We start from the raw sequence: 13892 nt of genomic DNA on the forward strand, positions 1-13892 counted from the left end.
TAGTATGAGTACATTAGTCGCGATTTCATTAACAACAGGTATTTTGTCAGGTCTTTGGGGATGGATAGCTATCTCTTTCGGCTTATTGTCATGGGCAGGTTTCTTAGGTTGCACCAGTTACTTTGCTTCGCCAACAGGCGGCGTAAAAGGATTGGCAGGTAGCTTACTAACCAACATGACAGGCGTATTCTGGGCAATGGTGATTATCGAAAGCTCAACCTTCGCAGGGTTAGAGATTTTAGGCTATGTGATTACAGCTATTGTCGCTTTCTTTATGTGTATTCAAGCAAAACAAGCGTGGCTAGGTTATATCCCAGGAACCTTCATTGGTTGCTGTGCAACGTTTGCGGCAGGTGGCGATTGGCAACTTGTAGTACCATCTTTACTGCTTGGTGGTGTATTTGGATACTTAATGAAAGCAACGGGGCTATGGCTTCACGATAAATCGACCCAATCTTCGGAAGTTGTTGAACAACACGCTAAACAAGCAAAGGCGTAATAAATACGTTGAGCAAAGGATAGTTTAGTCACTGTTAACTCTTGCAAGATAACCCCCAATTAATTTGTATATCGATTTATACAGGCACACCATTTGAGGTGTGCCTTTTTTGGTTTTGGTTACTCTAAAAATACGATGATCTTATCTGTAGAAGAACTTATACGTCTATCAGAAAAGCTAAAGGCTTAAGTGTTCCCGTTTGCCATGGTGATAACACGTTTTAGCGTCCACCTTAGTAACAATGGAATGCATTCTTGCCCTTGGTTTTCACAGTGCGAGACGATGGCCAGTGCAAGGTCAGGCTTAGCGTGTTTCTTCAATACTTTAGCGACGACTTTCTTCGGAGGAATAGGGTGGTCGTAAGGGATCTTAACCATGTCACGGAAAAAGTTCTCGAATCCGTTCATGTATAAGTAATGCTCGATGTCTTTGTCAGGCAACTCAGTTAAGCGATGACGTTCTTGGTCATTACCAAGCTTTGATAGCACGGTTGCGGCGTATTTTTTACCTGCCGCGTCGCCGTCAGTCACCACATGCCAATCGATGCCAAACTCTTGCGCGACCTTAATCAATGCTTTGAGGCCTGATTGAGCAAATTCGATAATCTGCACACCTTCTGCAGCAAGGTTGTAGCCACATTGGTTGGCTAACTCATTAAACAGCCAAACTTCTGTTTCGCCTTCTACTAATAGCCAACAACGCGCAAACAGTGCCCCTGAACGGTGGAAGCGAATATGGAAACCAATTCGTCTCAGTTCATCTTTACTGAAGTGGTTCATGTTGAGTTGATTGGCAATGGTTTTGTCTGATTGACGCACCAATCGCCGAATCGATTGCAAAGGCACAGCTGCGAGTAGGTCACCACTGTTAGTGGTAAGGATTTTTTGCATTGGTAATTTTTGCATCAAACTCCAAGCCCTTGCCAAGTGGGTTGGGTGCAATCGACCTTCGGGATCTTCGAGGATTAAAAGAGGGCGCGCACATTGTCTTAAGTCATTTGGCCCTTTAGCCTGTAGATAAGCGTTCAGTAACCCCATGAATAATAAGCGAGTTTGTTTATTATTTGTCTCTTCGACAAGCTGGTGAATGCTCTGATCATTAGCACCTGCAGAATAGAGTAAGCCATCGCGCTGTTTTCTAGGATTACGACGAGAGTGACTCTTAAAAGAAAAGTAGTGTTCTATCAGGCTTTGCATTGAATCAAGGCTACTGCGCATCTCGCCTTTGTTTACGTGTCCTGGGATTGCCATTAAGCGACGACAGGTATTATCAATGCGTTTTTCTACTCTTGCCTGACGACCATTTCCATTGCCGTTACCGTTTCCATTTCCGCTAGAGCTAGCAGCGCTGCCATGAGTACCATTCCCATAAGAGGTGACGTTAGCGTTTCCATTAGAACCACCATTAACAGCGGCATTCTGATTGATTGTTTTACTGTTGAAAGGACGATCGAAGTGCCTTGCATCTCGCAAACGAATCACGGGGTGCAACGTCATTAATTCTTGTGCGAGCTTTTCAGAATGGTGAAGCTTGAGCGGATTGCCGTCCAAACCTAAGAATGCGTAGTGTGTGGTGGTTTCGTACTGTTCTAGTGTGGCACTGATTCGGTAATAGATGCGATAAACACCGAACTCGTCCTGAACCCAAATCGGTTTGAGTTTACGATAACGACCAGCATTAAGTTCGCTCTTGTCGTTAGCCTTTAATGCGAGAACAATTTGAAGATGTTGAGACTGTGGGTGTGAGACAGAGTAATCGACATGAAAATCGGTCATTTCAAAGTGATATGGCACACCGTCTGAAGGAAGAACGACGGAAAGGGCATCCAATAATGAAGACTTACCCCAAGTATTTTCACCAATAAGCGTGGTTAGCTCGTCAAACGCGAGTGACATGCGCTTGATACCTCGAAAGCCAGAAATCTCGATTCTTTCTAGTTGCATAGGCTTACTCCTAACGGAAGGCTCTGCTAATTGTTTGAAAGCTAACAGATATCTTTAATCATAATCGAAAATCACCAATTCGGTATGCTCATCGGTCACAAAACCCATTGATTATTTATACGGCGCAAAATGAGATTTTTGATCTATCTCGAGTATTTTTTTGCAGCGCAGTTTCATAAAATTCACGATTCTGTCATGATTCTCGACCTAGTATGAAGGGACAGAGAGAGAAGAAAATATGACTAAAAAGAATAAGCCGACAAAAATAGTGTTGGCACACATCAACGACACCCACTCATACTTTGAACCAACCTCGTTACAGCTATCACTTAAAATGAACAACCACATCATTGAACCTTATGTCAGTGCTGGTGGCTTTGCTCGAATTTCAACACGCTTCAAACAAATAGAACAAGATGCCCAGCGTCAGAAGGTTGGAACCCTGTTCCTGCATGCTGGTGACTGCTTCCAGGGCACTTTGTACTTTTCTCTGTTCAAGGGAAAAGCCAACGCCGATCTGTTGAATGCCCTTAGTATTGATGCCATGACGCTTGGTAATCATGAGCTAGACATGGGTAATGAGCCCGTGGCGATCTTCGCGAAAAGAATCAAATTCCCACTGTTGGCCGGTAACTGGAATCTATCGAATGAGGATATCAATAAAACTCATACCTTAGCGGACAACAAGATTGTTAAGCCTTACCTGACTGAAACACGCAGTGCTTCTTTTATAACGAAAGAGTTTGATGGCGAGAAAGTTGCCATCTTCGGCTTAAGCATCGACAAGATGGCAGGTATTGCCAATCCAGATATTGATACACCGTTTGAAAACGCATTAGAAACGGCGAAAGCTACGATAGAACAAATTCACCAGAGCTGTATCAACAAGATAGTACTGCTTAGTCACCTTGGTTATGAAGCTGATTTAGAGCTAGCTGCGAATGTCAAAGGCATTGGTGTGATTGTTGGTGGCCACAGTCACCGTTTGCAAGGTGACTTCTCGGATATCGGCTTAGTGAAAGACGATGAATACGGCGTCAAAATTGGCGACACCTATGTGGTGCAAGCCGGTTTTCACGCAATGAGTCTAGGGCACTGTGAAATCGAGTTCGATGCTCAAGGTAAAGTGACGCACTTTAACGGTAAGAACGAATTGTTATTAGGTCGTCGACTCTTTATAGATGCGAAACTGAGTGAAGTAGGACAAGACGATGCGCATGATATGGCGTGTGAGTTTTTGAACAATCACCAGAACATCGCAGTGTGTAAGAAAGATCCTGAATTACAAAGTATTTTGACTGACAAGTATCAGCCTAGAGTTCGTAAGCTTCAGCAACAAGTCATCGCTCATGCTGAGAGCAAACTTCGCCATGTTCGTATCCCTGATGAACAAGGGCCAAGCCAACTTGCACCCTTGGTGGCTCAATCATTCCATTACTTGATGAACCAGAAAGGCCATCAGGTAGACTTTGCTATCCACAACTCTGGTGGTGTTAGAAACTCACTGAATAGTGGTGATGTTTCGGTTGCCGATATTGCCGGAAAACTACTACCGTTTGCCGTACCTATTGGTACGTATGAAGTCAGAGGTGAGACGATCGCAGGCATGTTGGAAGGTGCTATCAATAACGCATTGGATAATGGTGTGGTTGGTACAGGGTCGGGTAGTTTCCCTTATACACATAACCTAAGGTTCTGTTACCACAAAGAAGCACCTCTAGGGCACAGAATTCATCACCTTGAAATCCACTCTGAAGAGGCCGGTTGGCAGGCAGTTTCGCGTGAACGTGTTTACCGCGGCGCGTCGTCGGCCTACACCATGAAAGGGAAAGAAGGTTATAACGCAGTCTTGGATATGATCGGAGATGGCATCGTCACAACCGACTCAATGGCAGACTGTTTCATAGCGTTTTTACAAGATCACCCTGAATCACTTCAACACAATGAACCACTGAATTGCATGGAGTGTTTTAGGTAACAGCGTCCAATATTTTCGCTTGGTATCATAACTTCGAGTGATTTATAAAATTGGCACTGTTTATGCTTTATTTCCCGGGTAACTTCCTGTGGAGGCAAAGCATGGATAGGAAAGATTGGTTAGACGCGGCTGCCGTTGTTGGTTGGGTGTCTGTTTGGTCAGCGTTAGTGTATTTGGTACCCACTGCTGGTTTGTAATTGTTCTGCGCTATATCAAGCGTATGTGAAAGAAGTAAAAAGTAGCAGATAGCTCCTTTTTTTTTGTTTTTTCCGTGCAAATTTTTATAGACGAAACACAATCAGAGGATTATTATCCACGCGTTTGGGGAGTAGTTAGCGCAAGTTTACATATCGTCATCTCGTTAGGCCAAGTGTCTATCCGGTATGTAAAGGTGAAATCCCATATTTCACTTCAACGAGACCAACGCAATCACAGTCAAGATCCGTAATGGAGCTTGATATGCTTTGTTTGCGGGAGGTCTTTGTACAGTTCTTCCGCCCGGAGGAATAATGAACTCAACTCAATCTCTATTATCTACAAATAGTGAATCCTTTTTTTCATCGCCGATCATGACGACTTATGCGGGCTTTTTCCTGCTGACGGTGATTCTTGTCTCTATTGATATCTATCAGACTCGTGGTGGCAACGTCACTATCAAGAAAGCGGCAATCTGGAGTGTTTTCTGGTTTGTACTTGCGTTTCTGTTTGCTGGTTCTATTTACCTATTTTGGGACATTTACGCGCCCAATAGCGACTACACAGCGCAAAAAGCAACAGTGTCATTCATTACTGGTTACTTGCTAGAGAAGTCACTGAGCGTAGACAACCTGTTTGTATTCGCGATGATCTTCGCTCAATACCAAGTTCCTGAGCATCTACGACCTCGTGCGCTTCTTTGGGGCGTTATTGGTGCATTGGTGCTTCGTGCAATTATGATCGCACTAGGTGCGCAGCTATTGGCTGAATACCACTGGGTACTTTATGTGTTTGCAGCGTTCTTGATTGGTACTGGTATTAAACTGGCGTTAGACAAGGGCGAAGAAGAGAGTGTGAATACACTGCCTGAAAAGCTACTTCGCAAAATCATGCCGGTAACAGAAGACTTCCATGGCCCAGCATTAATGATTAAGCAGGGTACCAAATGGGTACTAACACCAATGATGTTGGTGATTGGTGCCATCGCAGTCATGGACGTGATGTTTGCACTGGACTCTATCCCTGCAATCTTCGCGGTAACACAAGAACCGTTCTTGGTACTTGCTGCTAACGTGTTTGCCTTACTTGGCCTGCGTTCGTTGTACTTTGTACTACAAGGTATGATGGATAAGTTCATCTACTTGAAGCCGGCACTGGCATTCATCATGGTCTTCATCGGTGTGAAAATGCTATTGGTTGACAGTGAATGGGCTATCCCAACTTACTGGTCTTTAGCGGTGCTGATTTCAACGATGACGATTGCGGTTATAGCGTCGATTTATGCAAAGAAGCCAGACATTGAACAAGTAAATTAAAACAAATATAACTTATCGAAAACTCGATAGGAGATAGGTGGTCGATGAAGCAGGAAATTTATTTATGTAAAATTTCTGTGACATCTGCCACTTTTGTTTGAGGGGTATTTGTACTAAATGCATGATTTAAGCATTATGTTGAATTTTAAATCACTACTAATGCATATGTATTTCGACGCGTTGTTAATGGTTTGTTTTATTAGAAAAACTAATCTGAACATCCAATTTTAGTCATTTTTTAACCAGCAAAAGATCACCTATTATTCTTGTCATCAGAACGAAACACAAACAAATTTATAGAGAGGCAATCATGGCTCAAGCAGTACAAATGAATACTATCGCTGTTCCTAACTCTATGGATAAGAAGACCTACTCGGTTAACTTCAAAGGATTGATTGCACACATTTTCGATATTCTTTTCGTAGACAACTCTCCACGCAGTTACTACGCGAGCGACCTATCTGTTCACATGCAACGCGATATCGGTATCAACCGTTAATCTAAGCGTAAACGCATAGAATAAAAGAAAGACAGAATTTTAAAAACGCCAGCTTCTTAGCTGGCGTTTTTGTATCTGAAAGAAGGGGACCTGAATTTGAGTGAACGTTTATAAAATTGGTTCTCAAAAGAGGCAAGCGACATAAACGTGAAGCTGATACCGTGTTTACAACTCATTTAAAATCGATTACTTGATATCTTGGACTGCTTTGTTCGAGCTTATTCGCTTAAACCTTTGGGAAAGGGGGTAAATTAGTTACGTAATAATGCTGAAATACGTTAATATAGCGCGCTATTATTTTAGCTTTGAGTTCCTGCAATTAATGACTAACACCACGACACCGACCAACTTCTCTGATCTTGGCTTAATCTCTCCTTTGATGGCTCGTTTATCTGAGCTTGAATACCAACAGCCAACGCCTATCCAAGCGCAAGTTATTCCAAGTGTGTTAGCAGGACGCGATCTAATTGCAGGCGCAAATACGGGGTCAGGTAAAACCGCTGCATTTGCACTTCCTCTTTTACAACAGATCCATGAAGATGCACCTCTGGACCGTCGTTCAGGCAAAGGGAACTTTGTTTCTGGCCTTATATTGGTTCCTACTCGTGAACTTGCTAAGCAAGTGGCGGATAGCGTTAAGTCTTACGCAGTGCATTTCAACGGTGCTATCAAAACCGTTTGTGTATTCGGTGGTGTGTCGGTAAACACCCAGATGCAAGCACTACGTGGCGGCACAGACATCTTGGTGGCAACGCCGGGTCGTTTACTTGACCTGATCTCAAGCAACGCTATCAAGCTAGATAAAGTAAAAACATTAGTGCTTGATGAAGCTGACCGAATGTTAAGCCTTGGTTTTACAGAAGAACTAGACGCGATCTTGAAACTTCTGCCAAGCAAAAAACAAACTTTGTTGTTCTCTGCGACTTTCCCCGAGCAAGTTAAAACGCTGACTCACGAACTACTGAATGATCCAATTGAGGTTCAACTTCAAAGTGCTAATGCGAGTACACTGGTTCAGCGTGTATTTGAAGTAGAAAAAGGCCGTAAGACTGCATTGTTAGCTCACCTGATTCAGCAACACGAATGGCGCCAAGCACTGATCTTCGTGAATGCAAAGAACAGCTGTGAACACCTAGCAGACAAGCTTTACAAACGCGGTATCATCGCAGAAGTCTTCCACGGCGATAAAGGGCAGGGTTCACGTACTCGTATCCTTGAAGATTTCAAATCTGGCGAGATCGATGTTCTGATCGCGACAGACATCGCAGCACGTGGTCTGGATATCGAAAAGCTTCCAGTTGTTATCAACTTTGATTTACCGCGTAGCCCATCAGACTACATGCACCGTATTGGCCGAAGTGGTCGTGCAGGAGAGGTTGGTCTAGCGTTATCTCTGATCGATCATGAAGACTACCATCACTTCAAAATCATCGAGAAGAAGAACAAAATTCGACTTGAGCGTGAGCAAATTGAAGGCTTTGAAGTGGATGAAGAAGCAACCGCTGAACTCGTTGCAGCATTGAAACCCGTTGCGCCACCGGCTGGCACAGGTAAAAAGAAGAAAAAGAAAAAAGCACAAACTAATCAAGATGTGTGGTTGAGAAACAACTGATATTGAATCAGTAAAAATGATAGTTTTTAAAGGCGCTTGATTGCGTCTTTTTTGTGTCTGCAATATGAGTAGAACAAGTAGCTAGAGTACGGTTGTGTTGGTGCTCAAAATAAGTCAAGTTTGTTCGTAGGGTTGCGTCCTTCATAAGAGATTCAGTGATTTCACGCTTTGCTCATAACCTATTCGGGTTCTAAGTAACTGGGTAACGGCATGGAGACCTCGATTAAACAAGTAATATTGGCAGCTTCACTCTTCATGGTTACTCATCCCGCTGCGATAGGTGCAGACTTCAAGGTTAAAGGGCTGAACAAAGCTCTCACTGAAAATGTAGAGTTATACTTAGAACCTTTGGTTGATGTCCCAGCTGCACAGCTATCGCATACTAAGATATTGAAACGGGTTCAAGACGCGCTCAACCCTTATGGCTACTATCACCCTCAGATAGATATTGAACTTGATGACAGCGATAACCTCACCTTAAACGTCGATTCTGGCCTTGTCATGTACATTGCAGAATCGGTTGTAAAAGTCACAGGTGAAGCGAGTAAAGACGAAGAGTTCATCAAAATACTCACGCAAAGTAAGTTAGATTCAGGCTCTCCATTATCTCACCAAGAATACGACCAAACTAAACGGGCGATCTTCTCTTTGGCAAAGCGTAAAGGCTATTTCGATGGAAGGTTTGTCGAGTCTAAGATCGAAGTGATTCCTAGCGAAAACATCGCCAATATTCACCTGCATTTTTCAAGTGGCCCACGCTATAAGTTTGGCGCTATCAGCATTCCTGATGATGGTGTTGAAGCTACTCGTATCGAGAAAATTCCCACATTCAAACAAGGGGACGACTTTGACACGATCAAGTTGGGTGAGCTGCAGTCTGATTTGTTTGAAACTCAGTGGTTTCGCAGTGTTGTGGTGCACGGTGACTTTAATCATCTTGATGACAATCTTGAAGTGCCAGTCGAAATCATTGCAGAGCCAAGCTCTCGCAACATTGTGCAGGTGGGTGGTGGTTACTCTACCGATCTCGGTTTAAGAGCGTCTTTAAATTGGTCAAAGCCTTGGTATAACCGACGAGGGCACAGCTTTGAAACACAGACGTATTTGTCTGAACAAGAGCAATCATTGCAACTAGGGTACAAAATCCCAACAGAGAAAGTCACGACCGATTACTTTGGTATTCAGTTTGAATCGAAACGAATTGATCATCGAGACACCAATAGCTTTTCAAACGATCTTAAGTTTGAACGTTATTGGCAGTTAGACAGCGATTGGCAAAGTACCATTTACGTCAAATACTTGCACGAACAGTACCGTCAGGCGTCTGAGGAAGACCAATCACAATTACTGTTACCTGGCATCAGTTTTTCTCAGGTTGATCGTAAAAATGATCAATTAGAACTCAATCATCGACACATCTATTCTGTTGAGTATTCTGACCCTAGTCTGTTCTCTGATTCAAGACTGTTGCGGTTGGAAGGAAACAGTGTGCTTTCGTGGGACATTAGTGAAAGTCAGAAGCTGCATTTCCGTTCAAACGTCGGCATTAACATAGCTAAATCGTTGTCGGATGTGCCATCGTCACTGCGTTATTTTGCTGGTGGTGATGGGAACTTACGTGGCTATGGTTATGAATCGATTTCTCCAAAAGATGACAACGGTGAATTAACAGGTGCACGCTACATGCTAACAGCAGGGCTTGAGTACCAACACCAGGTTTACCGCTCAATTTGGATGGGCGCATTTCTCGATGTAGGTGATGCGTTTGATGACAAAGTAGACTGGAAGCGTGGTACAGGCCTTAGCTTGATTTGGAACTCACAATTTGTGCCTGTGAAACTCGATTTTGCTTACGGGTTGGATGCACCTCAAGGCGATGAGTTTCGTATTCACTTCTCATTAGGTACTCAGTTTTAATTGTTCGATAAGTAGTTATTCTATAATCAAAAACTCTAACGAAGTTATCGAAGTTTTTAACAAGCTAGGGTGATCCGTTATTTATTACGATTGGTATTACTGTGTAGTTGTGCAAGAAACAAAGAAGCCGCGTAAAATCGCGGCTTCTTTGTATTTCGAATAGGCAAAAGTGTTTTGAATAGCCTGAAAATGGATTGTTGGACTCACAGTAACTGTAGCTTTGAACCATTTATTCTTGAAAGTTTAACGTTGTTATTGCTACCTAGAGTTCAAACTCTGCATCCATTTTACGAAATAGCCAGTCCGGTATTTTGTTCAATGATTTATAGTTCGGGTTCTTAGTATGGATTTGTTCTCCTGAAGCCCAAGTCGTCTCACCCGATTGTTCTCGCGACACAGCCCAGAATAAATCCTCTTTCTGACGCGTTAAGTAGTGTGCCACTTGCTTCGCAAACTCCTCACTGTCAATCAACACACCAAACTCGATGTTCAGAAAATCTGATCTTGGATCAAAGTTAGATGAGCCGATATAAGTCACACGGTCGTCTAAAATGACGGTTTTGTTGTGATAGTAGGTGTCGACATGAAAGTAGTGGTCGTCATTGATCGCTTGGTCTTTGTACTCCAAAATATTCACGTCTTTGTCGAGCAAAGTCTCACGGTGTTGCTCGTAATAGGCAGGAATAAAACCCGAATCATTAGAAGCTGAAGAGTTCGTAATTAAAGTTACTTCGGCTTGCTGCTGTATTAACGCATCGATAAACACAAACTGATCATCGCTTGGAACGACATAGGGCGTCGAAATCACCGCTTTTGAAGGCGACGGTACTTTTTGTGTCATTAAGTGTTCTGTTCGTTGACGAAAGTAGGGCTTGTTGTCTTTAAGCTTTTCTAACGAATCAAATACTGGTGTTACAGATGCAATAATGAAATCTGGTTGATTTAAATTTTTGATCTGTCTTTCTATTTCAGAAAGGATCAGAGTTTTATTTTTCTCACCTTTGTTTAAAGCTTTGGTAAATGTTTTGTATTGCTCATTATCTTTGATTTTAATGTGCTCTTGGATAGGTGCAACATGTTCACTATCCCACAGCATTTGATAGTTGTGGTCGAAAGAAGTAATGATATCGCCTTTAAATAGAACATCCATATCAAAGAAGTTCGCATTCTCACTATAACCAAAGTAATCATCACCGATGTTGCGTCCGCCGAGAATCATTGATTGGTGATCTACGTTGAAATATTTTTCGTGCAATCGATTATCTAACCGTTTTTGGTTCGTTGAGAAGTTAAATGCTCTGCCTAACCAGCCCGTTTTACGCGAATCAAACGGATTGAACAGTCGAATCTCAATATTAGGGTGCGAGTCCAATTCTGCTAGCCATTTATCATTGAACACTAGCAGGTCATCTAAGGTAAGTCGGATGTGTATATCACGATCCGCCGCTTGCTTTAGCTCGTTTAGAAGCATCAAACCAAGCGTGTCATTTTCCCAAGAGAAGTAAGTCATATCAATCGAGTGCTCGGCTTGGCGCACCAGTTCAATACGACGTGCAAAGGCTTCGGGAGCCGTCGGAATTAGGTACACCTCAGCTTGGTATTCTGTGCTTTGCCAGTTTGCTTCGAAGTCTGTTTCAACATTGGGGTAAGGTTGGGCACATCCTGTGACCAAAGCAATTAACATCATTGTGCATGCTGTTTTTAGTTTGCTAAGTGTCATAACTAACCTGCGTTTGAGCGTAAAATTTAGATATAAAAACGGCCAGCGAGCTGGCCGTTACAGTAAGAGGGTTGTTAAATATGTTTAGTTTAGGTACCAGTCCCAAGGCATAAGACCTTGCTCTGCTAGACCGGTTAAGCGACCTTCACGAAGCTTGGGATCAACACCTGGGTTTGTGACATAGTCCCAGTCGAAAGTAGTATTGTTGTCGCTGAACCCTGCACCATCAATTACAAGCACATTATCGGCTGTATCGCCGTACTGGTAGTTAGTGAATAATTCTTCGCTAAACCATAGGCGTGACATTTCGTTCATCATTGCCTTCTCTTTGCTTGTCGGGTGAACCTCACTACCATCAAAACGTACAGCTTTGTTGAACATAAATGGCAGTTCTGAACCGTTACATGCACCGCTGATGCAACCGATCGTTTTGAATAGATCAATGATTGACAGTTGGTCGTATTCGCCCGTTTCTTCATTTAGACCTGTTTTAAAGTTCCACATGTTGAAGCTTGGTTTGTGCTCAAAGTGGTATAGCGTAGCTTCTTCTTCGCTGTTTGCTGCCATATAACGAGCTGGACCATTGAACAAGGTGTCATTTAGCAAAGTTTTAAATTGCTTCATGTTATCAAGAGCACCACCTATGCCAGATTCTGAGTTAGGGTAGAAATCCGTTAGAGCCAGAATATCTTGGGTTTGCTGGTGGCTAGTGATATCAACAATGTCGACCAAGCAACCTACGGTACCCATAATATCGTTGGTATCAATGCATCCAGTCATTTCAAGTAGATCGCCTTCTAGCTTAGCACCATAAAATAAACTCGTTACTGCGCTGTAAGCACTGCTTGGCAATACAAGCTCTGCTGAAACTTCATCATTTGCTTGCTCAGATAATTTTTGCTGCAGAAGAACGATGTTGTTTTCATCTTCTAACCAATTAATCATAGCTAGAGCTAGCTTTGCTGGATCATCATTAGTAAGCAGTTCAGGTTCATCATTTGTTAATAATTCGACGACCGTCGGAATTAAGAACGTAGTGGTAAATAGCATGCCAAAGCTGTTCGCTTCATGTGCATTTTCACCTAGGACAGTAGGTACTGAGAAGCCTGCTTGCATTGGTGATTCTGCTGATTCGCTACAGCTGCCAAGGAGACTCGTTTTTTCACACAATATGTACGGAGCAAAAGGCATCAGGTTTGACATTGGAGTCTCATCTGCGGTTGGGCTCAGAATTGGGATTTGCAAAGAACCTAACAACCAATTTTTTAGCTGTTCAATACCATTCAAAGCTGTTTCTTGCGACGCCATGATCTCGTCGATAGGGGTTTGAACTGTAAATTTTTTGCTACGATCTTTAGCTACTTCATAACTAGGGTATTCAAAACCATACGGGTTGCTTTGCATGATGGCACGTTGGAAATATTGACCTGCGATATCGTCATCTTGCTGCAAGAAACCAATAGACATAGCACCAGAACCTTGCCCCATAACGGTTACGTTTTGAGCATTACCACCGAAATCGGCAATATTATTGTGTACCCACTCTAAGGCGCGCTTTTGGTCACCTAGGCCATAGTTGCCATCTTCGTTCGCGCCTTTAACCCATTGAGTACCTAACTGACCAAGACGATAGTTCAAGCTTACATAGATGAAAGGCTTACCATCGTTGCTTGCTTGAGCAACCACGGTATCACCTTGCACAAGTGCTTCAGAACCCGAACCATATTCAAAATCACCACCGTGGATGAATACATAAACCGGTAGATCTGCATCAGCATCTACGCCTACTGGACGCCAAATGTTCAGATTCAAACAGTCTTCAGATTGTGCCTGTGACACGGTTTTCAATTGAGGACAAGCATAACCAAACGATGTCGCATCAACAATGCCGTCTGAATTCATCTGATCAATTAAGTCAACAGTTTCACTGTGGTCAAAACGTTCAGCTTCCGCAAAGCGAATACCCTTAAAAGCTTCAATAGAAACCAGTTTGTCGTCTTCGGTATTTGAAGTAACAACCAGTTCTTCTTTGGTCGCGTTAATCATAACATCGCCGATTGGAGCAAGAAGCGGTTCAGCGGGTGCCGGAACTAACGGTTCAGGTTTGTCTGGAAATGGAACGGTAGGCTCACTATCACTGCCACAAGCCGCTAGTAGCATTGAGATGGTCACAGCAAGAATTGATCGTTTGTTGAGTTTCATTATTATGTCCA

9 protein-coding genes are annotated in these 13892 nt (G+C 43.0%); 6 read left to right on the top strand and 3 right to left on the bottom strand.

Annotated features, from left to right (window positions below):
- The first annotated feature begins 4 nt into the window (after positions 1-4).
- Positions 5-499, top strand: coding sequence for a DUF1097 domain-containing protein (locus L1D22_RS09720; protein ID WP_239829604.1), 495 nt, complete (start codon positions 5-7; stop codon positions 497-499).
- Between the two features lie 185 nt (positions 500-684).
- Here L1D22_RS09720 and L1D22_RS09725 read toward each other — a convergent pair whose 3' ends face one another.
- Entirely contained in the window at positions 685-2442 is a 1758-nt protein-coding gene (locus tag L1D22_RS09725) for an ATP-dependent endonuclease (protein WP_239829605.1), read from the bottom strand.
- Positions 2443-2680: 238 nt separating this feature from the next.
- Between L1D22_RS09725 and L1D22_RS09730 the strand changes: the two genes are divergently transcribed.
- The 5 genes from L1D22_RS09730 to L1D22_RS09750 all read left to right on the top strand — a co-directional run bounded on the left by L1D22_RS09730 (position 2681) and on the right by L1D22_RS09750 (position 9959).
- Positions 2681-4420, top strand: a complete 1740-nt coding sequence (locus L1D22_RS09730; RefSeq protein ID WP_239829606.1) for a bifunctional UDP-sugar hydrolase/5'-nucleotidase — start codon at positions 2681-2683, stop codon at positions 4418-4420.
- A gap of 509 nt (positions 4421-4929) precedes the next feature.
- Positions 4930-5931, top strand: coding sequence for a TerC/Alx family metal homeostasis membrane protein (locus L1D22_RS09735; RefSeq protein ID WP_048662004.1), 1002 nt, complete (start codon positions 4930-4932; stop codon positions 5929-5931).
- 310 nt (positions 5932-6241) lie between these two features.
- On the top strand, positions 6242-6430 hold the full coding sequence (locus L1D22_RS09740) for a hypothetical protein (protein WP_239829607.1): 189 nt from the start codon (positions 6242-6244) through the stop codon (positions 6428-6430).
- A 322-nt stretch (positions 6431-6752) separates the two neighbouring features.
- Positions 6753-8042 (top strand): DEAD/DEAH box helicase, encoded by a 1290-nt coding sequence (locus L1D22_RS09745; RefSeq protein ID WP_239829608.1) that lies wholly within the window; start codon positions 6753-6755, stop codon positions 8040-8042.
- A gap of 198 nt (positions 8043-8240) precedes the next feature.
- Positions 8241-9959, top strand: a complete 1719-nt coding sequence (locus tag L1D22_RS09750) for an autotransporter assembly complex family protein (RefSeq protein WP_239829711.1) — start codon at positions 8241-8243, stop codon at positions 9957-9959.
- 262 nt (positions 9960-10221) lie between these two features.
- Here L1D22_RS09750 and L1D22_RS09755 read toward each other — a convergent pair whose 3' ends face one another.
- Together L1D22_RS09755 and L1D22_RS09760 are read right to left on the bottom strand one after the other, a co-directional pair.
- Complete coding sequence (locus L1D22_RS09755; protein WP_239829609.1) at positions 10222-11679, bottom strand: phospholipase D family protein; 1458 nt, start codon at positions 11677-11679, stop codon at positions 10222-10224.
- A gap of 84 nt (positions 11680-11763) precedes the next feature.
- Positions 11764-13881 (bottom strand): carboxylesterase family protein, encoded by a 2118-nt coding sequence (locus L1D22_RS09760; RefSeq protein WP_239829610.1) that lies wholly within the window; start codon positions 13879-13881, stop codon positions 11764-11766.
- Positions 13882-13892: the final 11 nt, after the last annotated feature.

The organism is Vibrio sp. Isolate34 (assembly GCF_022397915.1).
Taxonomy (GTDB): Bacteria; Pseudomonadota; Gammaproteobacteria; order Enterobacterales; family Vibrionaceae; genus Vibrio.